This is a genomic window from Streptomyces sp. IBSBF 2435, from assembly GCF_036815005.1.
In the GTDB taxonomy this organism is placed as follows: domain Bacteria; phylum Actinomycetota; class Actinomycetes; order Streptomycetales; family Streptomycetaceae; genus Actinacidiphila.
Genome location: NZ_JAJSYW010000102.1, coordinates 1 through 23,483 on the forward strand (window position 1 = coordinate 1; position 23,483 = coordinate 23,483).

Below are 23,483 nucleotides of genomic sequence, written 5' to 3' on the forward strand. Positions count from 1 at the left end.
GGGTGGCCGGGGTCTGCGGGGTGGCCGGGGTCCGCGCCGCCGGGTACGCGGGTGGTCCGGCGCCCGCGCCGAAGGTGGCCCGCGGGTCGGCGGCGGCACCCAGCGGCCGGGTGGCGCGGTCGTCCGCGGGCGGCACGGCGGGGCCCGACAGCAGTGCCGCGTGCCCGGCCCCGGTCAGCCAGGAGCGCAGCCGGTCGCGGAAGACTCCCGCGTCGAAATGCCGGGCCGCCGGGTCCTTGGCGAGCGCGGTGAGCACCAGAGCGTCGAGCTCCCGCGGCACCCGGGGGTTGCGGGCGGACGGCGCGGGCGGGGTGGTGTGGACGTGCCAGTACATCAGGTTGATCGGGTTGCCGTCGGTGAACGGCGGCCTGCCGGTGAGCAGTTCGGTCAGCACGCAGCCGACCGCGTAGACGTCGCTGCGGGCGTCGACCTCGGCGCCGTTGATCTGCTCGGGCGACATGTAGCTGGGGGTGCCGATCGCGGACCCGGTGGTGGTCAGCCGGGCGTCGGCGTCCAGGACGCGGGCGATGCCGAAGTCGGCGACCTTGACGACGCCTTCGGTGGTGACCATCACGTTGGCCGGCTTCACATCGCGGTGGACGGTGCCGCGGCTGTGGGCGTGGGCCAGCGCGTCGAGGATGTCGCAGGCGATCCGTACCGCCCGCTCGGGGGCGAAGTACGTCTCCCGGCGCAGGATCTGGGAGAGCGTCCCGCCGCGTACGTACTCCATGACGAGGTACGGCACCACGTCCTCGCCGTCGCGGATCTCGTCCTGGTCGTGGACGGTCACGATGCCGGGGTGGTTGAGCGCGCCCGCCGCCTGGGCCTCACGGGCGAAGCGGCGCCGGGCGTCGGGGTCGCCGGCCAGCTCGGGCAGCAGCGTCTTGACGGCGACCGTGCGGCCCATCCGGGTGTCGTGGGCGCGGTGGACGCGGGCCATGCCTCCGGCGCCGAGCAACTCGGCCAGTTGGTAACGCCCCGCGAAAAGCCCGTCCGTCATGCCCGCCCCGCCTGCCTTTGCACTCAGCGCCCCACTGCGTCTACGCCCCCAGCGCCGAGCTGAGATGGACGTACGCCAACTCATCGGTGATTCGGACGAGTTGCCGGTCGTGGGCAAAGCCTAGAGGGCGGCGGCCGTGCTGCGGCGCCGCCCTGCGGGCTTTCGTTCCCCCGTTGTGACCTTGCTACGGGTCTGTCCCCGTTCGCCGTCAGCCGCGCGGCTCCGCGGCAGTCCCGGTCCTGCGGCGGCGGGCGGTCAGCAGACGGGCCGCCGCCCCCGCGGCCACCAGGCCCGCGGCGCCGAGCGCCAGGTAGCGGGTGGCGGAGCCGGCACCGGTCTCGGCGAGGTTGCCGGTGGTGGGGGCGGTCTGGGTCGGGGTGCCGGTGCCGCCGCTCGGTCCGCCGGAGCCCGAACTTCCGGTGGAACCGCCGGAAGCGGTGGCGCCGGTCGTGCCGGTGCCGCCGGAGGAGCCGGTCGGGCCCGCGGAGCCGCCGGAGGTGCCCGCCGGGCCGCCGGCCGTACTGCCGGTGGTGCCGCCGCCCGTACCGCCCGTGGTGGACCCGCCGGTGGCCGACCCACCGTTCGCGCCGCCGCCGTTGGTGGTCCCGCCCGTGGTGGAGCCGGTGGTCGAGCCCGTGGTGGACCCCGCGGTCGTGCCGCCCGGCGTGGAGCCGCTCCGGTGCGGGGTCGTGCAGGCCGCCTGCGCGAGCGTCACCTCGCCGCTGACCTCGGCCACGCCCAGGCTCAGCGGGCTGAGGTGCACCGTGAGCCGCAGCGCGGTGGCCGCGGCCGTCTCCGAGGTGGTCGAGGCCTTGGTGAGGTCCAGGCTCACCCGTCCGGCGGCAGACTCCGGCACCCCCGGTCGGCGTGCCGCACCGCCCGTACCCGCGCGGGGATCACCAGCGCCCCGCGGAGGTACGGCGTCACGGGCAGGTCAACAGCGCGCCCGCGCCGACCGCTTACCGTGCCCGCGGCCGTACCGGCACCTGCCGCCTGCCGCCCACGGCCTGTGGTCAGCCCACCACCGTGCCGCGCAGCACGATCCGGCGCGGCGCCGCCAGGACGCGCACGTCCGCGCGCGGGTCGGCGCCGTAGACGACCAGGTCGGCCGGTGCGCCCTCGGTCAGGCCGGGGCGGCCGAGCCAGTCGCGGGCGCCCCAGGTGGCCGCGGACAGCGCCGCCTCGACCGGGAGTCCCGCGGTGACCAGTTCCCCGACCTCGGCGGCGATCAGGCCGTGCGCGAGGCCGCCGCCGGCGTCGGTGCCGGCGTAGACCGCGATGCCGGCGTCGTAGGCGTCGCGCACCGTTTCGTAGCGGCGGTCGTGCAGCCGGCGCAAGTGGTCCGACCAGCGCGGGAATTTGGCCTCGCCGGCGAGCGCGAGCCGCGGGAAGGTGGCGATGTTGACCAGGGTCGGCACGATGGCGACGCCGTGCTCGGCGAAGAGCGGCACCGTGGCGCCGGTGAGCCCGGTGGCGTGCTCGACACAGTCGATCCCCGCGGTCACCAGGTCGGCGAGCGACTCCTCCGCGAAGCAGTGCGCGGTGACCCGGGCGCCCTCCTCATGGGCGGCCGAAATCGCCTCCGCCAGCGCGTCCTTGGGCCAGCAGGCGGTCAGGTCGCCCTCGTCGCGGTCGATCCAGTCGCCGACCAGCTTGACCCAGCCGTCGCCGCGCCTGGCCTCCTGGCGTACGTAGGCGGTCAGGTCGCCCGGCTCGATCTCATGGGCGTAGTTGCGGATGTAGCGGCGGGTGCGGGCGATATGGCGTCCCGCCCTGATGATCCGCGGCAGGTCGTCGCGGTCGTCGGTCCAGCGGGTGTCGCTGGGCGAGCCGGCGTCCCGCAGCAGCAGCGCGCCCGCTTCCCGTTCGGTGAGCGCCTGCTTCTCGGCGGTGGCCCGGTCCACGGCGCCGTGCGCGTCGAGGCCGACGTGGCAGTGCGCGTCGACCAGTCCCGGCAGCGCCCAGCCGTCCACGGTGACGGCCTCAACGGCGGGCCGCCGGTAGCTGACCCGGCCGCCGACCACCCACAGTTCGTCGCGTACGTCGTCCGGTCCGACCAGGATCCGGCCCCTGATGTGCAGCACGTCGCCCATGGCCGCACTCTACGAGGTCGCCGCCGTCACGCGGCGGTCAGCCGGCTGAAGGCGCTGCGGTAGTCGCTCGGCGTCAGGCCGACCCGGCGCAGCAGGTGCTGGCGCAGCGAGTCCGCGGTGCCCAGGCCGCTGGCCCTGGCGACCTGGTCCACCGGCATCCTGGTGGTCTCCAGCAGTTCGCGGGCCCGCTCCACGCGCTGGTGCAGCAGCCACTGGAGCGGGCTGAGCCCGGTCTCGGCGTGGAAGCGCCGGGTGAGGGTGCGCACGCTGACCGCCGCGTGCCGGGCCAGGTCGGTGAGGGTGAGCGGCTGGTCGAGCCGGGTCATCGCCCAGGCGCGGGTCTCGGCGAAGGACGTCCCCGTCTCCGCCGGCAGCGGCGTCTCGGTGAACTGCGCCTGCCCGCCCGGCCGTACCGGCGCCACGAGCGCGTGCCGGGCCACGCTGTTGGCGACGGCGGCGCCGTAGTCGGTGCGGATGATGTGCAGGCACAGGTCGATGCCCGCCGCGTAGCCCGACGACGTCAGCAACTGGCCGTCCTGCACGTACAGGACGTCCGGCTGGACGTCCACGGCCGGGTAGCGGTCGGCGAACGCGCGGGTGTACGTCCAGTACGTGGTCGCCCGGCGGCCGTCCAGCAGGCCCGCCTCGGCCAGCAGGAAGGCGCCGGAGCAGATCGACGCGACCCGCTTGCCGGCCGCCGCGGCCCCGCGCAGCGCCGCCAGGACCCGCGGGTCGGGGTCCGCGCTCGACCCGGTGCCCGCCACGATCACCGTGTCGGCCCGCTCCACGGCCTCCAGGCCGCTGCGGATCACCACGTCGGCGCCGCCGCTGGTGCCGACCACGCCGGGCTCGGGGGTGCACAGCTCCACCTCGTAACCGGGCCTGCCGTCCACCTCGACCTTGGCGAAGAGCATGTCGGGCACGGCGAGGTTGAACATCGACACCGGCTGCGCCCCGATGACCGCGACGCGGTGCGGACGGCGGGCTGCGACAGGCATGGCCAGAACCTCCGGGTGTTTGGCATTGCGGCCACTACTGTACGCCGCGGAGCACCGCCAGGCTGGTGGGCATGTCACAGCACCTCACCGCACCCACCGGGCAACTCCCGTCACCCGCAGAGGACATGGCCCCCGTGTCGGCCGGCCGCACCCTGGTCGCCGCGCTGCTCGGCTTCTTCCTCATCACCCTCGACGCGTCCGTGGTCAATGTGGCGCTGCCCGCGATCGGCGACGAGCTGAACGGCGGGCTGTCCGCGCTGCAATGGGTGGTGGACGGCTACACGCTGGCCTTCGCCGCCCTGATGCTGTCCACCGGTGCGCTGTCCGACCGGATCGGCGCCGGGCGGGCCCACAGCGGCGGTGTCGTGGTCTTCGCCGCCGCCTCGCTGGCCTGCGGCGCCGCGCCCGGGCTCGGCGTGCTGATCGGGGCGCGGGTGCTGCAAGGGGTGGCGGCGGCGGTCGTCCTGCCGTCGTCGCTGGCGCTGGTCAGGCAGGCCTACCCCGACGCGGCCCGGCGCGCCCGGGCGATCTCGCTGTGGGCGGTGGGCGGTTCGTCGGCCATCGCGCTCGGCCCGGTCGTCGGCGGGGCGCTGACCACGGCGTGGAGCTGGCGGGCGATCTTCTTCGTGAACCTGCCCGTCGCGGTGCTGACGCTGCTGCTGCCGGGCCGCGGCACCGAGCGGGCCGTACCGCGCCGGGTGCCGCTGGACCTCCCGGGCCAGCTCACCGCGGTCCTGGCGCTGGCCGCGCTGACTTTCGCGGTGATCGAGGGCGGCGGTGCGGGCTGGGCCGCGGCGGGGGTGGCGGCCGTCTCGACGGCCGCCTTCATCCTGATCGAGTCCCGGCAGCCGCATCCGGTGGTGCCGCTCGGCCTCTTCCGCAATCCCGTCGTCACGGTGTCGATCGCGGCGGGCGCGGCGCTCAGCGTCGGCTTCTACGGGATGTTCTTCGTGCTCGGCCTGTTCTTCCAGGAGCTGCGCGGGCAGTCCGCGCTCACCGCGGGGCTGATGTTCCTGCCGATGACGGTGCTGATCTCCAGCGTCAATGTGGTCTCGGGCCGGATCACCAACCGGTACGGTCCGCGGCTGCCGATGATCGCGGGCCAGCTGCTGATGGCGGCGGGTCTGCTGCTCCTGCTGCCGGTCGGTACGGGCACGCCGGCCGCGGCGCTGGCCGCCGCGATGGTCCCGCTCGGGCTGGGCGGGGCGCTGGCGGTACCGCCGCTGACCGCCGCGACGATGGGCGCGGTGCCCGCCGACCGGGCCGGCCTGGCGGCCGGCGTCCTCAACGCGGGCCGCCAGGTCGCCGGCGGCCTGAGCGTCGCGCTCTTCGGTTCGCTGGTCGCGGACCGGTCGCGTTTCCTGACGGGCATGCGGGAAAGCCTCCTGATCGCCGCGGCGCTCGTCTCTCTGACGGCCATAGCCACAGCCCTCGCCCTCCGCCCCCGCCCATGACGCGCCGGCCCCTTGCGGTGGCGTCGCTTCTTTACCGTGCCCGATGGCGCGCCCGCTACTGCCGTTCCGGCACCACCGGCCTGCGCTCCGAGCCGCTGAACGTCACCGGCCCGTTTCACCCCGCGCCGTCAGCCGAACCGCTCCGGCTGACGGCGGCCCCGGATGCTGCCCCTGCCCGGAAGCGGCAGTCTCCGGGGGTGAGTCAGTCCTTCGCGTCGCGTGGCGTATCGGCGCGCTTTCGCTCCAACGCCGACACGGGGCAGTTCAGCAGGTCAGCGATCCTGGCCAGATTCACGGGTGTTGCGCTCCGCCACCCCGACTCGATCTCACCAATGAGCTGCTCGGAGATCCCCAGCCGCCGGGCGAGTGCCCGCTTGGTCAGCCCCGCCTTCTCGCGGGCCCAGGTGACGGCCTGCGGTTCCTGTCGCAGGATACGGGGGGCCGTGCGGACCCGGCCGGTGGCCGCGGCCTTCGCCGCCGTTCGGGGTGGAGTCTGCCGCTGCTGACCGGCTGCGTCCGCTCCGGTCACGGCGTGGTGGCGCAGCCAGTCGGCGCGGGCCGCCTCCAGAGCGGGGCCCACCTGGTGAATGAGCAGATGGCCCAAGGCACGCAAGCGCTGTCCGAAGTCCGCCGCCCCCTGGGGGTCCAGGCCCTTGAGCCAGAAATCGTCGACCAGTTGCACATCAGCCACCGGGATCCGCGGCTCTTCCTCCTGCCCGAACGGCTTGCAGACAAAGGTCACGGCCAGCACGGCCGTCTCCTGTGCCGGGTCCTGACCGCGGGCCACCGGAAGAACCAGCCCGCCCGCGTCGGCCTCAAGCACCACATCGTCCAGCGCACCGTCCGACTGCTCGCGCCGCATACCCTCGTGGCCAGGATCGTTGTCCGCCCGGTACGGCAGACAGCCGCGCACCGTCAGCCCGCGGACAGTGGTGACGGCCCGCGTACGGTTCCCTGTGGTTGTGATGGTCACCGCGACACCGCCGTGGTGCGGTCGCCGGTGTCACAGCCCACGCATGCCCAGACCATTTTCCCGAGCCCGTTCCGGTCGCTCACGCCCCAGAGCCCACCGGTCAGCGCGTCCACCAGGCCAAGACCCCGCCCGGACTCCTCGTCCACGGACGCCTCCCGCAGCTCCGGTCTGCTGCCGCTCCAGTCGTGCACCTCGATCCGCACCCCGCACTCCAGCCGCTCCAACCGGGTAGCGACCAGATGCCCGTAGGGGGGTTGAGCATGAGTCACGGCGTTCGTCACCAACTCGGACACGATCAGCTCGGCCGTGTCCGTCAGGTGCGGCAGCCCCCATGCCGAAAGGTGCCCGGCCAGGAACCGCCGCGCCCGCCCCACCGAACGGGCGGCGGGGGGCCACATCCTCTCGACCACGCGCGAACGGTCATCAGCAGCGTCCGCCGACGTACCAGGGATCATCACGCGACCCCCAGGCATTCGAACAGGCGATGGTTAAGCTCGTGCATGTCAGCGCTCCTCACGCGCTCGGCCGCGCCCCCGGACCGGTCACACGGTCGCGGGGGTCTCTTGGCCGAAGACGCTATGAGCGATCACCACCGGGCAGGGGCACAGATTGTGCCCCCTCGGTCACACCGCCAGCATGCCCATCTTCACTGCGAGTTGAGACGCCCGTCGGCGGCGGGCGTGGTCCTTCGACTCTGTTTCCTCCAGCACGATCCGCTTCGCGTACCCGTTGTACTTGATCGTCTCCGGGGCGGCCTCGTGCGCCTTGTCCAGCGTCGCGAGAGCCACGTCCGGCTGGCCGTCCAAGTGGTAGCCGCGTGCCTCCTCGATACGGTGGCGGGCCCGGCGCGGCCGGGACGGGATCACGGCCGCCTCCGCCGCGGCGGCCTGTCGGACCGACTCGCCGCCCGCGTGCAGTTCGACGGCGACAGTGACGGCGTGTGCGCCCATGATGGCCCGCGAGAAGGAGGTGGCAGGGTCGTAGTAGCCGGCCGGGAGGCGTTCAGCGATGGCACGGGCCTGGTCCCAGTAGCGCCACGCCGTACCCGTCTCGCCCCGCCGCGCAGCCGTGTATCCGGCCTCGAAGGTCAGCGCACCGGCGATGGCCAGCACCTCGTCAGGCGCGTCAGGCAACAAGGGCATCAGGTACGCCAGACTCCGCAGGTTCACGGCGTCCGCCGCGTCGAAATGGGCGGGGCCCGAGTCGCGGTGCGCCTGGCCCGCGAGCCATGCGGCCACACCGATGGCGCGCGGGCTCTCGCTCTCCTGAGCGGCGACCAGACCACGCTCGGCCACCCGCCACAGCAACGCGGCATCAGGCTGGTACGCGACGAAGAACTGGCACAGCGCATAGGTCTCGCTGAGAACCGCCTGTGCGGCCCGCCGCTGCGCCGCCGCATCGGATTGCCTGACCGCCGCCTGGGCGTCCCGGATCAGGTCCGGCAACAGGACGCCCAGTACCTCACGATGGTGGGGCGACCGGTGCCGTGCGGCCCACGCGTGATCGAGCCGGGCCCGCAGGTGCGCGGTTGACGGCGCCTCATGCTGAGGACCGACCGGGTAGGCATCCACGGCTGCCTTCACGGCGGCCAGCCGACGGTGCCCCGGTCCCACGAACAGCTCCATGTGCAGAGTCTGGCTGCCGGTGAGGTCGGCGAGATCCCGCACACGGAGGATTTCGGCGATCCGCAGGATCACGTCGAGCTTCGGGGTCTTGAGCCGACCGCTCTCCACCGCCTTCACCCACGAGCCGGAAAGCCCGAGAAGACCGCCCAGCTGGTCCCGGGTGATGCCCCGCCCGGTCCGCAGAATCTGCAGCCGCTGGCCGAAGACCAGCGGATGCGCGTACGGGTCCGGCGTACTGTCCGAAGACGTCACGGCCCCACCCCTCTCGCAGGTTCGTCCCTGCCAGGGTAGGGGGCGGGGCCGCCCTCGTGTGGGCGCGCGGGAGAGTGCGCCCGGGGCCGCGGGAAAACAGGGCCTACGACGGGGCGCCGTCCGTGCGGCGGGGCACCGCGAGGGGGTTGGACTCGCGGAGTTCGAGGGGCAGCAGGGCCTCGGGCGTGTCCTGGTAGGCGACCGGGCGCAGCCAGCGCTCGATGGCCGTACCCCCTACCGACGTGGACGTCGAGGTCGTGGCCGGGTACGGGCCGCCGTGGTGCTGGGCGGGCGCGACCGCCACCCCGGTCGGCCAGCCGTTGACCAGGACGCGCCCGGCGACCGCGGTGAGCCGCGAGAGCAGCGCCGCGGCGTCCCCGCCCTCCGCCGCGGCCTCGGCGCCGCCAAGGTGCGCGGTCGCCGTGAGGTTGCCCGGCAGCCGGTCGAGGACGGCGGCCAGCTCCGCCGCGGACCCGTACCGTACGACCACCGTGAGCGGCCCGAAGCACTCCTCGACGAGCAGGTCCGCGAGGTCGGCCGCCGCCAGGGTGACGAAGCCGGGGCGTACCCCCGTCTCCCCCTCGCCCGCGGCGGCGACCGGCGCGGCCACGCCGGGCAGCGCGGCACGGGCGGCGGCGCCGTCGAGGAAGTTGTCGCGCATCCGGGAGTCGAGCAGCACCCCGGGCGGCGCCTCGGCCGCGGCCGAGGCGAGCGCGGCCACCAGCCGGTCGCCGTCCTGGCCGGCCGGGACGAGCACCAGGCCCGGCTTCGTGCAGAACTGCCCGGACCCGAGCGTGAAGGACCCGGCGAGCCCGGTACCGATCTGCTCGGCCCGCTCGGCGGCGGCGGCCTCGGTGACGACGACCGGGTTGAGGCTGCCCAGCTCGCCGTAGAAGGGGATCGGCCGCGGGCGGGCCGCGGCGGCGTCGTGGAGCGCCCGGCCGCCGGGGACGGAGCCGGTGAAGCCCGCGGCGGCGACCAGCGGGTGGCGTACCAGCTCGACGCCGGCCTGGAAGCCGTGCAGCAGCACCACCGTGTCAGCGGGCAGCCCCACCGCGACGGCGGCGCCGCGCAGCAGTTCGGCGCACAGCGCGGAGGTGGCCGGGTGGTCGGGGTGGGCCTTGACGACCACGGGGCAGCCCGCGGCGAGCGCGCTCGCGGTGTCGCCGCCGGGGACGGAGAAGGCCAGCGGGAAGTTGCTCGCCGCGTAGACGGCGACGACGCCGAGCGGGATCTTCATCCGGCGCAGGTCGGGGCGCGGGATCGGCTGGGCGGCCGGGTCGGCGTGGTCGATGATCACGTCGAGGAAGGCGCCCTCGTCCACGACATCGGCGAAGGCCCGCAGCTGGTAGGCGGTACGGGCCAGCTCACCGGTCAGCCGGGGCGCGCCGAGCGCGGTCTCGGCGTCGGCGGCGGCGACGACCTCGGCGGCCGATTCCTCCAGCGCCCCGGCAGCGGCCCGCAGCAGCCGGGAGCGTACGCTGCGGTCGGCAAGGGCGGGGATCGCGGCGGCGGCGGCGCGGACAGCGGCGTCGACGTCCTCCGCCGTGGCCTCGACGGCGGCCTGCTCTCGCTGCTTCCCGCTACGGGGGTCGACGCTCCAGACTGGTACTGCCACCGGAATAACCTCCACATTTCCGTACTGCACACCGTCGTCGTTCTATATACTGAACGACGTCTTCACATGTGAATCCCAGGGGAGCCTACGTCCGGGCCTCCCGGCCGAACAAGAGGGGTCGAGCGCACATGGGTGCTGTCGAGGGAGCCGGTTCCCAGGTCAAGTCCGCGGTCCGCACGGTGGAACTGCTGGAGTTCTTCGCGGGCCGGCCCGGCATGCACAGCCTGGCGTCGGTGCAGGAGTCGGTCGGCTACCCCAAGTCCAGCCTCTACATGCTGCTGCGCACCCTGGTCGAGCTGGGCTGGATCGAGACCGACGCGACCGGCACGCGGTACGGCATCGGGGTGCGCGCGCTGCTGGTCGGCACGTCGTACATCGACGGTGACGAGGTGGTGGCCGCGGCCCGGCCGACGCTGGACCGGATGTCGGACGACACCAGCGAGACCATCCACCTGGCGCGGCTGGACGGCACGAGCGTGGTCTATCTGGCGACCCGCCAGTCGCAGCACTACCTGCGCCCGTTCACCCGGGTGGGGCGGCGGCTGCCCGCGCACTCCACGTCGCTGGGCAAGGCGCTGCTCGCCACGTACACCGACGAGCAGGTGCGCAAACTGCTGCCGGAGACGCTGGAGCCGCTCACCGAGCACACCCACACCGACCGGGAGAAGCTGATCGAGGAGCTGGCGGTGATCCGCGGGCAGGGCTTCGCGGTGGACCGCGAGGAGAACACGCTGGGGCTGCGCTGCTTCGGCATCGCGGTCCCCTACCGGACCCCCGCGCGGGACGCGGTCAGCTGCTCGGTACCGGTCGCCCGGCTGACCGGCGGGCACGAGCAGATGATCAAGGACGCCCTCTTCGACGCCCGCGACCGCCTGCTGCTGGCCACCCGGCGGCTGTGACCCGCGGCCGGCCGCGACAGGCGGGCGGGCCCGCCGTAGGGTCGGCTCATGGGTACTCCTCGCACCGGGTACGACCCGGACCTGCACGCCCGGCGGGCCGCGGCCTTCGGGGCCGCGGCGGCCGAGTACGCGGAGCACCGCCCCGACTATCCGGCGGACGCCGCCGCCTGGGCGCTGGAGCCGGCCGGCCCCGGGCCGCTGCACGTGCTCGACCTGGCGGCCGGCACCGGCAAGCTGAGCCGGCCGCTCGTGGCGCTCGGCCACCGGGTGACCGCGGTGGAGCCCGACGAGGCGATGCTCGCCGAGCTGCGCCGCCACGTGCCAGAGGCCACCGCGCTCGCCGGTTCGGCCGAGCGGATCCCGCTGCCGGACGCGTGCGTGGACGCGGTCGTCGTCGGGCAGGCGATCCACTGGTTCGACCAGGCGGTGGCGCTGCCCGAGATCGCCCGGGTGCTGCGCCCCGGCGGCCCGCTGGCGACGCTGTCCAACGCCGAGGACGAGGGGGTCGAGTGGGTCGCGGGCCTGGCGAAGGTCTCGCCGACCCAGGCGTCGTTCACCGACCGGGCGAATCGCCCGGGGCGCGGGATCGAGCCGCACCCGGCCTTTTCCGCCACGGAGGACGCCGGCTTCCCGCACGCCCAGCGGCGTACGGCCGAGTCGCTGATCGCCACCGTGGCGACGCACTCGCACATCCTGGTGATGGAGCCCGCCGAGCGTGAGGCGGCCAAGGAGCGCATCAGGGCCTATCTGCGCTCGCGCCCCGAGACGTGCGCGGGCGCGTTCGATCTGCCGCTGCTGACCCGGGTCCAGCGCTGCGTGCGTGCCGCCGGCTGAGCGCCGCGTGCCGCGTCCCGGGCTGATGCCGCTGGCAACTGCCCGATCACACCGCGTCCACCAGCGCTTACCGCCGGAAAGAAGTTGATTCCCGACCTCTGCCCAGAGCCTTTCCCCGCTGCTACGCTCTCGCCGCGCCGTGGCGGGGAGGTCCGGGCAGGAAGAGGTGACCGTGGGCACTGTCGTCGACGACGATGCCGCCGCGTTCCACGCGTTCTTCGAACGGCACTACGCCGAACTCGCCCGGCTCGCCCATCTGTTGACCGGCGAGGCGGACGCGGCCGACGACCTCGCGGCGGACGCCCTGGTGGCTTTGTGGCGGCGCTGGGACCGGGTGCGCACGGCCGACCACCCGGCGGCGTACGCCCGCGGCGTGGTGGCGAACCTGGCCCGCTCGCGGATACGGAGCGCGGTGCGCGAGCGGCGCAGGATCGCGCTGTTCTGGTCGCAGCGCCCCGAGCGCACCGACGGGCCCGACCTGCCGGCGGTGCTGGACCTGCGGGAGGCGCTGCAGCGGCTGCCGTTCCGCAAGCGGGCCTGTGTGGTGCTCCGGCACGCCTTCGACCTGTCGGAGCGTGACACGGCCGCCGCGCTGGGCATCTCGGTCGGCACGGTGAAGAGCCAGACCTCGCGCGGCATCGCGGAGTTGGAAAGGCTGCTCCAACCCCGGACGGCGGGAGCCGGTACGGTGCAGGAGGCCGGATCGGCGGCGGTACGCGGTTCCGCCGGTCCCGGACGCCTGCCGCGCGCCGGGCAGCCGGAGGGCACGGCCGGCGCGGCGGACGGCGCTGCGGGCGAGATCGGCCCGGGCGCACAGCGATTGCTGGGTGCGGCGGGTCCTGTGACTCGTGCTCGTACTCGTACGGGACGGGGAATGTGATGACCGATCTGCCGGAGCGGCTGCGCGACGCGGCCGCCGCCCACCGGCCCGACAGGCAACGCATGCTGGCCAGGGTCGAGCACGCGATGGCCGCGGACGGCGCCGGGTCCGGCGCGCACGAGGCAGGCGCCCGGGGCCACGACCGGCCGCCGGCGGCGCCCTGGATGCGGGTGACCGCGGTGACGGCGGCGGTCGCGGGCGCGATCGGCATCGGGGGCCTGGCTGTCGGCGCGGTCGGCGGCAGCGGCCAGCCGGCCAGGACGGTCGTCACCTCGGGCGGCTCGGCCGGCGACCGGTCGCCGGCCACCGTGTCCGGCACCCCGGGCAGCACGGCCGCGCGGGCGCCGGTGCCGCGGCACACCGCTACGACCCCCGGCCGCCACAAGGGCGCCCCGCCGCACAGCACGGCCGGCAGCAGCGCGCCCCCGGCGCCGCCGTCGTCGCAGCGCCCGCCGGCCGGCACGCGGGGCGCCTCGCCCGGCCCCACGGGCGGCACGGGCGGCGGCTCCGGGGCGCCGGCGGGCAGCGGCCCGCTGTCGTCCAACGGCGGTATCGCGGCGAGCAGCAACGACTACTGGACGCAGAGCGATGTCGAGCTGACGACCAGCCAGACCCTGACCTCGCTGACCGTGGAGCTGCGGATCGCCACGGACAACGGCGAGTCCAGTACGGGTTCGTGGTCGTCGGTCCCGGACCGCACCGCCGCCCGGATGACCGTGGAGGGCCACTTCCTGGTCTACCGCTGGACGCTCGACCCGGGGCAGACGCTGGGCCCCGGCACGTACACCTTCTCCGGGCAGTTCAACCACGCGCAGGGCCAGGGCGGTACGGACGGCGACCGCTATACGGTCACCGCGGGTTACGGCTCGGGCGCCACCGCGACTGTCGGCGGCGGCTTCTGAACGACCGGCAGCGGCGCGTGGAAATCTTCCGGAAATAAGTCCGGGAACACGGCAACCTCCCACGTCCCGGTGACGACTTGGGTATGCACCACCCTCCTGCCTCACCCGACCGGTGGGGCCCGGGGCGCGGCGGTACCCCCATGATCGCCGCGCTCCGGTCAGCCCGCGGGAAGCGCCTCGCGGACCGCCGCCAGGTCGGCGTCGGAGGCGAGTCCCGCGTGGTAGAGCCGCAGTTGGGTGGCGCCCAGTTCGGCGGCGTGCGCGGCGTCGGCGGCGAGCGTGCCGGGGCTGCCGCCCATGCCGGACACCACCGTGAAGTTGGCGGCCACCACCGTGTGCGGGCCCGCGTGCGCGGCGACCGGGCCGAGCGCCGCCGCGCGGCCCGCGGCGCCCGCGGGCCCGCCGGGGCAGGCCAGCACCAGGCCGTCGGCGTGGCCGAGGATCCGGTCCGGCCGCACACCGGCGTTGGCCCCGCAGCGGTACGCCGCCGGGTCGGCGTGCAGCAGCACCTGGAAGCCGGGGCCGGCGGCCCCGCGGACCGCGGCGACGGCCTGCTCCTGGAGCGAACCGGCGGTCCCGGTACGCCAGGCGAGGGTCAGCGCGGCCTTTTCCGCGCCGAGCAGCCGCTCGATCCCGGGCAGCCCCGCCGCGTCGCTGCCGCGCGCCCACACCGGTGCCATGGCGGTGCGCACCGCGGCGGCCAGTTCCTCCGGGTCGGCGCCGAGACCGGCGTAACCGTCCCGGCAGTGCGGGCAGAAGCACAGGGACATCAGGTACTGGGCGGCGTCCCCGAGCGGCACACCGCCGAGCTTGTCGTGCGCGTGCAGATGCGCCAGCCCGTACCAGCCCAGCGACTCCAGCTCGGTGCCGCCCGCGCCGGGGCGTACGGCGGCCTCGGCGGCGAGGTCCAGCAGATAGCCGCGGACGGCCGGGTTGGCGATGCAGGGCGCCCACGGGTAGCGGTCGCCGTAGGCGTTGACGACGCTGGTGTCCGGATGCTCCGCGCCGAGCCGGGAGTTGTGGGCGAGCACGACCCAGGTGTGCACATCGAGCCCGGCCGCCCGCAGTTCGGCCGCCGCGGTGGCCCAGGGGTCGTCGGCCGCGGCCCACGCGCCGGCCGGGTAGGGCCGCAACTCCCGTCCCTGCCAGCGTTTTTCGTCCGGCGGGTAGAGCGCGGCGGCGTATTCGGCGGTGACCACCCGGTGCCGGGGGTGGCGCGGGGTGAGCGCCCGGGTGGAGTGGTAGGCGGCGGCGAGGGTGACCTGCCGCACGCCGAGCGCGGCGATCCGGTCCGCGGCGGCCGGGTCGCCCATCACGTCCCAGGGGTAGACGAAGACGGAGGTCAGCATGTCAGCGCTCGCCCGCCAGTGCGAGCCCGCGCTCGATGAGGTCGGCCAGTTCCTTGACGTGCGCGGCGGACGGCTCGGACAGCGGCGGCCTGACCTCGCCGACGTCCAGGCCGCGCAGCCGTACCGCCGCCTTGACCAGCGAGACGGCGTAGCCGCGGCCCTGGTTGCGCAGGTCGACCAGCGGGCGGTAGAAGCCGTCGATCAGCTTGTCGACGGTGGCGTCGTCGCCGGTGGCCAGCGCCCGGTGGAAGGCGAGGGCGATCTCCGGCGAGAAGGCGTAGACGGCCGAGGAGTAGAGGGTGACGCCGAGGCCGCGGTAGGCCAGGCCGGTGAGTTCGGCGGTGGGCAGGCCGTTGAAGTAGAGGAAGCCGTCGCCGGGCAGTTCGGTGCGGACCGCGCTGATGATGCGCTGCATCAGGTCGAGGTCGCCGTAGCCGTCCTTGAGGCCGATGATGTTGGGCACCTTGGCGAGTTCGACGACCGTGGCGGGCGCGAAGACAGCGTTGTCACGCTGGTAGACGATGACGTCGAGGCCGGTGCCGGCCGCGAGCGCCGAATAGTGCCGCAGCAGGCCCTGCTGGTCGGCGGCGACCAGATACGGCGGCATCGCCAGCAGTCCGTCGGCGCCGGCCCGCTCGGCGATCCCGGCGTATTCGATCGCCAGGGCGGTGCCGTAGCCGGCGCCCGCGACCACCGGCACCCGGCCCGCGGTCTCCTCGACTGCGGCGGCCACGCACGCGCCGAATTCCGCGGGCGACAGGGCGTGGAACTCCCCGGTGCCGCAGCAGGCGAAGACGGCCGCCGCGCCGGCGTCCACGCCCGCGCGCACGTGCGCGCGGAAGGCGTCGAGGTCGAGACCGCCGTCCGGGCCGAAGGCCGTCACGGGGAAGAACAGCAGGCCGTCGAGACGCTCGGCGAGTGAGGGTGAGGTCATCGGGTTCCCCCTGAAGGTCCGGTCTGTGCGCTCATATGATTCATGTCTATATTCATGAACGCTGCCACGCTAGGCGAGCATCCGCATACGGGTCAAGCCGACGAGCACAGGTCAGACGCACTCCCAGCGGATCGCACGTGTCCATATACCTGAACCTCGGCCACGGATATACTCCCCGCGGCGCGCCCGCTGCCCGCCGCGGCGCCGCCCCCCGCCCCCGCATGTCATGCCAGTGGCCCCCTGGGGCCGGTGAGACCGAGGAGACCTCCCGATGCCCACTGCCCGCACCATTCTGCTCACCGGCGCCGCCGGCGGTCTCGGCACCCTCATGCGCGGACTGCTGCCGTCCTACGGCTACCGGCTGCGGCTCCTGGACCTGCTGCCGATCGACGGCGAGCCCGACGCGATCACCGCCGACCTCGCCGACCGGGACGCGCTGCGCGCCGCCGTACGCGGCGTCGACGCCGTCGTCCACCTGGCCGGCATCTCGCTGGAGTCCACCTTCGAGAAGATCCTGCGGGCCAACATCGAGGGCACCTACAACCTCTACGAGGCGGCGCGCGAGGAAGGGGTGCGGCGGATCGTGTCCGCGTCCAGCAACCACGCGGTCGGCTTCACCCCGCGCCCGCGGGGCGACGACCCGCTCATCCCGGTCGGCACCCCGCGGCGCCCCGACACCTACTACGGCCTGTCCAAGTGCTTCGGCGAGGATCTGGCGCAGCTGTACGCCGACCTGCACGGGATCGACACGGTGTCGATCAGGATCGGGTCGTGCTTCCCCGAGCCGACGACGGTCCGGATGCTGTCGGTCTGGATGAGCCCCGCCGACGGTGCCAGGCTGCTCCACGCGGCGCTCACCGCGGAGGTCACCGGCCACACGGTGGTCTACGGCAGCTCGGCCAACACCAGGCTGTGGTGGGACCTCGCCCCTGCCCGCGCCCTGGGCTACGCCCCCCAGGACGACTCCGAGGTCTTCGCCCCGCCCCTGATCGCCGCCCAGGGCGAACTGGACCCCGCCGACCCGGCCCACGCCAACCTCGGCGGCGCCTTCTGCACGGACCCCCCGATCTGGCCGTACTGACGTCCCGTCCGCGCGCGCGGCCACCGGGACACCGCGGGTGCGCGAGAATGGCGGGGTGGGACGTGACGAGAGGACGGCAGCGGTGGCGTATCGCGCGATGGTCATGGGGCCGGCTCCGGCCGCGCCCGAGTGGGCCGTGCTCGTGCTGCACGGCGGCACCGCGCACGGCATGCGGCGGCCCTCGTGGCTGAATCTGCCGGCCAGGCGCATGGGGCCGTTGATCCGGGCGATGCGTGATCCGCGCATCGCATTCGCGGAGGCGCGCTACCGGCACCGCGGGTGGAACGGGGAGCGCGCCGACACCGCGAAGGACGCGGCCGAGGCGCTGGCCGCGCTGCGGGAGCGCACCGGCGGCGTCCCCACCGTGCTGGTGGGCCATTCGCTGGGCGCGCGGGCGGCGCTGCGGATCGCCGCGGAGCCGAGCGTCGTCGGCGTGGTCGCCCTCGCCGCGTGGTGCCCGCCGGAGGACCCGGTCGCCCAACTGGCGGGCAGCCGGCTGGTCTTCGCGCACGCGACGGCCGACCGGATCACCTCCCCGCGGGACTCGCTGCTGACGGCGGCGCGGGCGCGGGAAGCGGGCGCCCTGGTGTGCCGGTACGAGGTGCCCGGCGGGGACCACGCGATGCTGCGGCACGCGGGGCTGTGGCACACGCTGGCCACCGCCGCGGTGCACGGCCTGCTCGGTCTGCGCCCGCTTCCGCCGGAGGCGGCTTCGGCCTTCGCGCTGCCCGCGCGGTCCACCGACGGCCTCGCGCTGAAAGCCGTCCCGCGGGCCGCCCGGTAATGGAACCGCAAACCGGAGTCGGTCGTTAGCGGGACATGACCGCAATGACGCCTGGCTCGAATGTGCCGCTGTCCGCTCCCCGTGTGGCCGTCGACGTGGCCGCCCCGGTGCGGCTCGACGTCTCGGGCCTGCTCCTTACCGCCGACGGCAAGGTGCGCTCCGACGACGACTTCGTCTTCTACAACCAGCCGCAGGGCGGCCCCGGGGTGACCCACCGCTCGGGCGGCGGGTCGGGGCCGGACGCCATCACGGTGGACACCGACGCGGTGCCCGCCGGCATCGAGAAGATCGTGGTGACGGCGAGCCTGGACGGCGGCGGCGCCTTCGGCGGGACGACGCCGACGGCCACCGTGCGCAATGCCGACGACGGTTCGGTGATTGCCAGCTTCGCGCCGGCCGGTCTCGGCCCGGAGACCGCCCTGGTGGTCGTCGAGGTCTACCGCAGGGGCGGCGCCTGGAAGGTCCGCGCCGTCGGGCAGGGCTATGCGAACGGCCTGGCGGGCATCGCCACCGACTTCGGGGTGAATGTCGAGGAGCCCGCCGCGCCCGGCCGGATCAGCCTGGACAAGGGCCGGGTCAATCTGCGGAAGAACGAGACGGTGTCGCTGGTCAAGGGCGGCAAGCCGCTGCTGTCCTCGGTCCGGATGGCCCTCGGCTGGGAGCCCGCCTACGGCGGCCGGGACATCGACCTCGACGCCTCGGTGCTCGTGTACGGCCCGCAGCGCAACCACCTGGAGACCTGCTACTTCGGCCGGCTCACCGTGCTGAACGGCGCGATCCAGCACTCCGGCGACAATCTCACCGGCGACGGCTCCGGCGACGACGAGTCGATCACCGTCCACCTCGGCGGGCTGCCGCCGGAGGCCACCGGCCTGGTCTTCACCGTCAACTCCTACTCCGGGCAGAAGTTCAACAAGGTCGCGAAGGCGTACTGCCGTCTGCTGGACGGCGCTTCCGGCGAGGAGCTGGTGCGTTTCGACCTGACCGGCGGCGAGGCGAAGACCGGCGTGCTGATGGCGAAGCTGGTCAAGCAGTTCTCCGGCGAGTGGGAGATGACCGCGCTCGGCACCTTCGTGAACGGCCGCACCGCCAAGTCCCTGGTCGCTCCGGGCTCCAGCGCCCTCTGAGCGACACCCCCGCGATCACGGCACGGCCCGCGTCGGCCCGGACTCCCCTGCGGGGCCGGGCCGTTCGCATGCGCTTCTCCTGCCTGACACCATTACAAATGTCATGGTCACCTAAATTTTACCGGTGACCGTCTACCCGCATAGACCCGTGGCCGGGACGCTGGTTGAGCACGGCAGTACCACCCCCACCCCTAGCCACGGGAGCGCTCAGCCATGCCCAGAAACCCCCTCGCGTACCGGATCGGCTCGCTCGCCGGCGCCGCCGCGCTCGCCGCCACCGCCCTGCTGGCCACCAGCGGCTCCGCGCAGGCCGCGCTGCCCACCCCCATCGCCGCGTCCACCGCCCGCAGTTACCTCTCGGCCATGACGGCGACCGCGGAGACCCACGCCTCCACCTACAACCGCGACCTGTTCCCGACCTGGATCACCATCTCCGGGACCTGTGACACCCGCGAGTACGTGCTCAAGCGCGACGGCAGCGGTGTGGTGACCGACAGCTCCTGCAAGTCCACCTCGGGCACCTGGACCAGCGCCTACGACGGGGTGGTCTCCACCAACCCGTCGGCCTTCGACATCGACCACCTCGTACCGCTGTCCGAGGCGTGGGCATCCGGCGCCTGGGCGTGGACCACCGCCCAGCGGCAGGGCTTCGCCAACGACGTGACCCGGCCGCAGCTGCTCGCGGTGTCGGCGTCGTCCAACCGCTCCAAGGGCGACGACGACCCGGCCGAGTGGCTGCCCCGCGCGTCGTACCAGTGCACCTACGCGCGCGCCTGGGTGCAGGTCAAGAACTACTACGGGCTGACCGTGGACAGCGCGGAGAAGTCGGCGCTCAGCTCGATCCTCAACGGCTGCTGAGCAGCGCGGAAACGCCGGGGCCGCTCCGGAGGCGCGCTCCAGGGCGGCCCCGGTCCATGATCCGCTGACGGCGGGGGGCGGCCGGGGCCGTACGTCTGGCCGCCGACCGTATACGTATGCCGGGCGCGGGCCGTCCGCGTGCGCCGGGGAGCCGTCCGTGGACGTGCGCCCCCGGCGCCGCCGCTCAGGAACCGTCGCGGGAGCGGGCCTTGAACGCGGCCTTGCGGGCGTCCTTGGCGGCCCTGCGGTCCGGGTGCAGCCGTCCCATCGCCTCCAGCACCTCGGCGGTCGCCGGGTGCTCCACCCGCCAGGCCGCGTCGAAGAAGCCGTCGTGCCGCGCGACCAGGTCGCGCACCAGGTCCGACAGCAGCTCCGGGTCGTCGTCCGCGTCGAGCTGGGCGGCCAGCGTGTCGATGGTCAGCCAGAAGATCATGTCCGCGTCGGGCGTGGGCACGTCGGAGGCGCCGCTCTCGGTGAGCCACACCCGGGCCAGACCGCCGAGCTGCCGGTCGTCCAGCACCTCGCGCAGCGCCGGTTCTGCCTCCGCGCCCACCAGGGTCAGGGTCTGCTGGCACATCAGCCGGCGGGCCGGCGCACCGTCGTCGCTGCCGCGGCTCGCGGCCAGCAACTCCCGCGCCGCGTCGACCGGCTTGCGGTCGGTGAGCCACAACTCGGCCTCGGCGCGGGCCGCGTGGTCCGGGTAGCCCGCCAGCGCGTTCAGCAGGTCGGTGCCCGTGGCGCCCGCGAGGTCGCCCACCGCCGGCGCCGACGCCCCGGCGTCGATGAGCAGTTCGCGCAGCCCGTGCACCCCGAGCGGGGTGAGCCGCACCAGCCCGTAGCGGGAGATCTCCGCCGGGTCCAGCTCGTCGCCCGGCTCGGGCAGCGCCGGCTCGTCCTCCTCGTCGATCAGCGCCTCGTCCACCGGCTGGTAGTCCACCAGCCCGGCGGGCGCGAGCAGCCGGAAGTGGTCGTCGAGCCGCAGCATGACCTCGGTGACCTCTTCGAGCACCGCGTCGCTGGGCTGGTCCATCTCGTCCGGCACCACCAGCGAGGCGGCCAGCACCGGCAGCGGCACCGCGCCCTGGCCGGTGTCCGTCCCGTCGTCCAGCGCCGTCAGGGTGTAGAGGTTGGCCAGCGCGGTGTCGAGGAACTCGGCCTCCTCGTCCGGGTCCCAGTCCGGCTCGTCCGCCGCCGCCCCCTCGCCGTCGTCCAGGGCGTCCCGCAGCTGCTCGATGTCCGGCGACGCGGCCTCGGCGAGCGCGGCCTCGGCGGCGGCGAGCCACACCTCCAGCACGTCCTGCGGGTCGCCCCCGGCCACCCGCTCGTACGCATCGCCCGGCACCGCACGCCCGGCCGCCTCGCCCAGCGGGGTGGACTCCTCGGCCTCCTCCTCGATCTCCAGCACGACCAGCCCGCTGTCCACGGCGACGGCCCACGCCTGCGCGGCCTCCCCGAGGCCGTCCACCTCGGCGTCCTCGCCCGCGTTCTCGCCGGTCAGCCCCAACTCACCGGCGGCGGCGTCCAGGTCGGCGTCGAGCAGCTCCCCCATCGCGTCCACCGCCCGCTCCGGCGCCGCCCACCGGGCCAGCCGCAGCGCGCGGTCGAGCAACGGCACGGCCAGCGCCAGTTGGGCCAGTTCCTCCGCGGGAAGCAGCCGTACGGGCGGCAGGACGAGGGGACTTGCGGACATCGGGACAGCTCCCATTCGGCGTTCGGGCTCGGCTGCGACGGCGGACCGCGCCGCCGCGCGCACTCAGCGTAGGCCCTCGGGACCGCCCGCTCCCCCACGAGCGGGTCCCCCGCAAGCGCGGAGGCCGGAACGCGTCCTGCGCACGGGGCGGCCCGGCGGGAAACCGCGCACCACCCGTCCGCGAACCCCGGCAAACAGCCCTCGTAGCAGCGCGAATGAGTCATGTGGCCGAACGAAAGGGATCAACCCCGGCCGAGAAGGAAAGGACTTGGGGTGAAGCGGTGTTGTCACCACAGCACAGCAGGAGTTCACCCGGACCGCTGGATCTCCCGGCGCCCGGGGCGCGCCGCCCGGCCGGCGGCGCCGGGGAAGGAGCGCCCTGATGGAGATCGACGCCGACGCGCTCGCAGTCGTGCCGCTGGACACCGACGCCGCCCGGGACCCGGGCCTGGCCGGGGCGAAGGCCGCCAACCTGGCCCGCGCCGCCGGTGTGGGCCTGCCCGTACTGCCCGGCTTCGTGGTCGTCCCCGCCGCGCGCGCCGCCGGAGTGCCCAGCGGTCCCGACGCGCTGCGGGCGGCCTGGCGGGATCTGGGCGGCGCCGACGGCCGCCCGCTGGTGGTCCGTTCGTCCTCCGCGCACGAGGACACCGAGGACTCCTCGATGGCCGGCCGCTTCGAGTCCGTGCTGGACGTGCGCGGCTGGGAGGCGTTCACCGCGGCCGTCCGCCGGGTGCGGGACTCGGCCGCCCGGGTCGGCGACCTGGTGCCCGCGCCCCGGCGCGGTGACGGCGCCGCGCCGGCCGGCGCACCGGCGCGGAGGGCGCCGGACGCGCCGGGTGCCGGGGACGGCGCAGACGCCGGGGACGCCGGGATGTCCGTCCTCGTCCAGCCGATGCTGACGGCCGCCGCCGGCGGTGTGATGTTCGGCGCGGACCCGGTGGAGGGCCGCTTCGACCGCATCCTGGTCAGTGCCGTCACCGGCGGCCCCGAGCAACTGGTGGACGGCAGTACCCAGGGCGTCCGCTACCAGCTCAGCCGGCACGGCCACCGGCTGCACATCGAGCCCGCACTGCCGCGCGCCCAACTGCCGTTGAACCGCCGCATGCTGGCCCAGCTGGTCCGGCTGGCCCGCCGCACCGAGCGCGTCTACGGCGGCCCGCAGGACGTCGAGTTCGGCTTCGACGCCGACGGCACGCTGTGGCTCTTCCAGTCCCGGCCCATCACCGCCATGGCGGCCCGCCCCTCCCGGCACGCCCGGCTGCTGGGTCCCGGGCCGGTCGCCGAGACGCTGCCGAACGTGCTGCAGCCCCTGGAGGAGGACCTCTGGCTGGCCCCGATGAACCAGGGCCTGACCCTCGCCCTGGACATCGCGGGCGCGGCCCCGCGGCGCGTGCTGCGGCGCACCCCGGTGGTGCGCAGCGTCGACGGCAGGGCCGCCGCGGACCTGCTCCTGCTCGGGGCCGCACCGCCGGCCCACCCGGTGCTGAACTTCATCAATCCCGCGCCCGGCGCCCGCCGTGCCGCCTCGGCCTGGCGGGTCGGGCGGCTGCGCAGCGCCCTGCCGCTGCTGGCCCGCGACCTGGCCGCCGACGTCGACCGCCAGCTGCACGACCTGGCCGCCCCGCACCAACTGCTCGGCGGCGAGCTGCTGGACGCGGTCGCCTGGGGCCGTACCGTCATCGCCTCGCTGCACGCGCAGGAGTCGCTCGCCGGGGCGCTGCTGAGCGACGACCCCGGCAACACCGCCGCGGGCGAGGCGCTGGCCGTGCTCGCCGAGGGCCGGGAGGGCGGGCTGACCGACGAGGAGCTGATCAGCCGGCACCCCGTCCTGCTGGCCCTGCTCCCGCCGGGCCTGGCGGAGCGCGGCGGGCTTCCCGAGCACATCGGGCGGCACGGACTGCCGCGCGGGGTCGGCTTCCTGTCGGTCCGCGAGGGGCTGCGGCTGCGGATCCGCTGGGTGCAGGAGATGCAGACCGCGATGGTCCGCGAGGTCGGCGCCCGGATGGACGCGCACTGCCCGGCCGCGGAGCGGGACAGGATCGCGCTGCTGCGCTGGAGCGAGCTGTCCGGCGTCGCCGACGGCGGCGGCCGGCCCGCCGGCCTCGCCGCGCGCACCCCCCGCCCTGTCTCAT

The 23,483-nt window shown here is 74.6% G+C and carries 20 protein-coding genes and 1 pseudogene; 10 read left to right on the forward strand and 11 right to left on the reverse strand.

Features of this window, described 5'->3' with window-relative positions:
• From V7E46_RS20255 to V7E46_RS20270, 4 genes are all read right to left on the reverse strand, one after another.
• The coding region (locus V7E46_RS20255) for a protein kinase domain-containing protein (RefSeq protein ID WP_333769719.1) at window positions 1–1,000 on the reverse strand (1,000 nt) is incomplete at its 3' end.
• 208 nt (window positions 1,001–1,208) lie between these two features.
• Window positions 1,209–1,856, reverse strand: a complete 648-nt coding sequence (locus tag V7E46_RS20260; RefSeq protein WP_333769720.1) for a hypothetical protein — start codon at window positions 1,854–1,856, stop codon at window positions 1,209–1,211.
• A 157-nt stretch (window positions 1,857–2,013) separates the two neighbouring features.
• On the reverse strand, window positions 2,014–3,093 hold the full coding sequence (locus V7E46_RS20265; RefSeq protein ID WP_333769721.1) for an amidohydrolase family protein: 1,080 nt from the start codon (window positions 3,091–3,093) through the stop codon (window positions 2,014–2,016).
• Window positions 3,094–3,119: 26 nt separating this feature from the next.
• Window positions 3,120–4,091, reverse strand: a complete 972-nt coding sequence (locus V7E46_RS20270) for a GlxA family transcriptional regulator (protein ID WP_333769722.1) — start codon at window positions 4,089–4,091, stop codon at window positions 3,120–3,122.
• A 71-nt stretch (window positions 4,092–4,162) separates the two neighbouring features.
• Between V7E46_RS20270 and V7E46_RS20275 the strand changes: the two genes are divergently transcribed.
• Window positions 4,163–5,545: an MFS transporter gene (locus V7E46_RS20275; protein ID WP_333769723.1), complete on the forward strand. Its 1,383-nt coding sequence runs from the start codon at window positions 4,163–4,165 to the stop codon at window positions 5,543–5,545.
• Window positions 5,546–5,747: 202 nt separating this feature from the next.
• Here the strand turns inward: V7E46_RS20275 and V7E46_RS20280 are convergent, their stop codons facing one another.
• From V7E46_RS20280 to V7E46_RS20295, 4 genes are all read right to left on the reverse strand, one after another.
• Window positions 5,748–6,518 carry a helix-turn-helix domain-containing protein gene (locus tag V7E46_RS20280; RefSeq protein ID WP_333769724.1) on the reverse strand — a complete coding sequence of 257 codons (771 nt, stop codon included), beginning with the start codon at window positions 6,516–6,518 and terminating at the stop codon, window positions 5,748–5,750.
• A complete protein-coding gene (locus V7E46_RS20285) occupies window positions 6,515–6,928 on the reverse strand; it encodes an ATP-binding protein (protein ID WP_333769725.1) in 414 nt (137 codons plus the stop codon). The genes V7E46_RS20280 and V7E46_RS20285 overlap by 4 nt, the downstream gene beginning before the upstream one ends.
• A 213-nt stretch (window positions 6,929–7,141) precedes the next feature.
• Entirely contained in the window at window positions 7,142–8,353 is a 1,212-nt protein-coding gene (locus tag V7E46_RS20290) for a helix-turn-helix domain-containing protein (RefSeq protein WP_443054264.1), read from the reverse strand.
• Window positions 8,354–8,498: 145 nt separating this feature from the next.
• A complete protein-coding gene (locus tag V7E46_RS20295; RefSeq protein ID WP_333769727.1) occupies window positions 8,499–10,013 on the reverse strand; it encodes an aldehyde dehydrogenase family protein in 1,515 nt (504 codons plus the stop codon).
• Window positions 10,014–10,141: 128 nt separating this feature from the next.
• Between V7E46_RS20295 and V7E46_RS20300 the strand changes: the two genes are divergently transcribed.
• The 4 genes and pseudogenes from V7E46_RS20300 (at window position 10,142) to V7E46_RS20315 (ending at window position 13,528) form a co-directional block, all read left to right on the forward strand.
• Entirely contained in the window at window positions 10,142–10,912 is a 771-nt protein-coding gene (locus V7E46_RS20300) for an IclR family transcriptional regulator (protein WP_333769728.1), read from the forward strand.
• A gap of 48 nt (window positions 10,913–10,960) precedes the next feature.
• A complete protein-coding gene (locus V7E46_RS20305; RefSeq protein ID WP_333769729.1) occupies window positions 10,961–11,746 on the forward strand; it encodes a class I SAM-dependent methyltransferase in 786 nt (261 codons plus the stop codon).
• Between the two features lie 172 nt (window positions 11,747–11,918).
• Window positions 11,919–12,422: pseudogene (locus V7E46_RS20310) on the forward strand (SigE family RNA polymerase sigma factor); the annotation flags it as partial.
• Window positions 12,423–12,625: 203 nt separating this feature from the next.
• Window positions 12,626–13,528 (forward strand): hypothetical protein, encoded by a 903-nt coding sequence (locus V7E46_RS20315; protein ID WP_333769731.1) that lies wholly within the window; start codon window positions 12,626–12,628, stop codon window positions 13,526–13,528.
• Between the two features lie 158 nt (window positions 13,529–13,686).
• Here V7E46_RS20315 and V7E46_RS20320 read toward each other — a convergent pair whose 3' ends face one another.
• Window positions 13,687–14,877, reverse strand: coding sequence for a hypothetical protein (locus V7E46_RS20320; protein ID WP_333769732.1), 1,191 nt, complete (start codon window positions 14,875–14,877; stop codon window positions 13,687–13,689).
• A 1-nt stretch (window position 14,878) separates the two neighbouring features.
• A complete protein-coding gene (locus V7E46_RS20325) occupies window positions 14,879–15,811 on the reverse strand; it encodes a 5-dehydro-4-deoxyglucarate dehydratase (protein ID WP_333769733.1) in 933 nt (310 codons plus the stop codon).
• Window positions 15,812–16,082: 271 nt separating this feature from the next.
• On the opposite strand from V7E46_RS20325, the gene V7E46_RS20330 reads away from it, so the two are divergent.
• The 4 genes from V7E46_RS20330 to V7E46_RS20345 all read left to right on the forward strand — a co-directional run bounded on the left by V7E46_RS20330 (window position 16,083) and on the right by V7E46_RS20345 (window position 19,661).
• A complete protein-coding gene (locus V7E46_RS20330) occupies window positions 16,083–16,892 on the forward strand; it encodes an NAD-dependent epimerase/dehydratase family protein (protein ID WP_333769734.1) in 810 nt (269 codons plus the stop codon).
• A 55-nt stretch (window positions 16,893–16,947) separates the two neighbouring features.
• Complete coding sequence (locus V7E46_RS20335; protein WP_333769735.1) at window positions 16,948–17,676, forward strand: alpha/beta fold hydrolase; 729 nt, start codon at window positions 16,948–16,950, stop codon at window positions 17,674–17,676.
• Window positions 17,677–17,720: 44 nt separating this feature from the next.
• Window positions 17,721–18,803 (forward strand): TerD family protein, encoded by a 1,083-nt coding sequence (locus tag V7E46_RS20340; RefSeq protein ID WP_333769736.1) that lies wholly within the window; start codon window positions 17,721–17,723, stop codon window positions 18,801–18,803.
• A 213-nt stretch (window positions 18,804–19,016) separates the two neighbouring features.
• On the forward strand, window positions 19,017–19,661 hold the full coding sequence (locus V7E46_RS20345) for an HNH endonuclease family protein (RefSeq protein WP_333769737.1): 645 nt from the start codon (window positions 19,017–19,019) through the stop codon (window positions 19,659–19,661).
• A 184-nt stretch (window positions 19,662–19,845) separates the two neighbouring features.
• Here V7E46_RS20345 and V7E46_RS20350 read toward each other — a convergent pair whose 3' ends face one another.
• Window positions 19,846–21,351 (reverse strand): hypothetical protein, encoded by a 1,506-nt coding sequence (locus tag V7E46_RS20350; RefSeq protein ID WP_333769738.1) that lies wholly within the window; start codon window positions 21,349–21,351, stop codon window positions 19,846–19,848.
• 382 nt (window positions 21,352–21,733) lie between these two features.
• On the opposite strand from V7E46_RS20350, the gene V7E46_RS20355 reads away from it, so the two are divergent.
• The coding region (locus V7E46_RS20355; protein ID WP_333769739.1) for a PEP/pyruvate-binding domain-containing protein at window positions 21,734–23,483 on the forward strand (1,750 nt) is incomplete at its 3' end.

Bases quoted from the DNA above. Each gene is read 5' to 3' on its own strand.
- V7E46_RS20265 (WP_333769721.1), bottom strand. From the start codon at position 3,093: ATGGGCGACGTGCTGCACATCAGGGGCCGGATCCTGGTCGGACCGGAC.
- V7E46_RS20270 (WP_333769722.1), bottom strand. From the start codon at position 4,091: ATGCCTGTCGCAGCCCGCCGTCCGCACCGCGTCGCGGTCATCGGGGCG.
- V7E46_RS20275 (WP_333769723.1), top strand. From the start codon at position 4,163: ATGTCACAGCACCTCACCGCACCCACCGGGCAACTCCCGTCACCCGCA.
- V7E46_RS20300 (WP_333769728.1), top strand. From the start codon at position 10,142: ATGGGTGCTGTCGAGGGAGCCGGTTCCCAGGTCAAGTCCGCGGTCCGC.
- V7E46_RS20305 (WP_333769729.1), top strand. From the start codon at position 10,961: ATGGGTACTCCTCGCACCGGGTACGACCCGGACCTGCACGCCCGGCGG.
- V7E46_RS20315 (WP_333769731.1), top strand. From the start codon at position 12,626: ATGACCGATCTGCCGGAGCGGCTGCGCGACGCGGCCGCCGCCCACCGG.
- V7E46_RS20320 (WP_333769732.1), bottom strand. From the start codon at position 14,877: ATGCTGACCTCCGTCTTCGTCTACCCCTGGGACGTGATGGGCGACCCG.
- V7E46_RS20325 (WP_333769733.1), bottom strand. From the start codon at position 15,811: ATGACCTCACCCTCACTCGCCGAGCGTCTCGACGGCCTGCTGTTCTTC.
- V7E46_RS20330 (WP_333769734.1), top strand. From the start codon at position 16,083: ATGCCCACTGCCCGCACCATTCTGCTCACCGGCGCCGCCGGCGGTCTC.
- V7E46_RS20340 (WP_333769736.1), top strand. From the start codon at position 17,721: ATGACGCCTGGCTCGAATGTGCCGCTGTCCGCTCCCCGTGTGGCCGTC.
- V7E46_RS20345 (WP_333769737.1), top strand. From the start codon at position 19,017: ATGCCCAGAAACCCCCTCGCGTACCGGATCGGCTCGCTCGCCGGCGCC.
- V7E46_RS20350 (WP_333769738.1), bottom strand. From the start codon at position 21,351: ATGTCCGCAAGTCCCCTCGTCCTGCCGCCCGTACGGCTGCTTCCCGCG.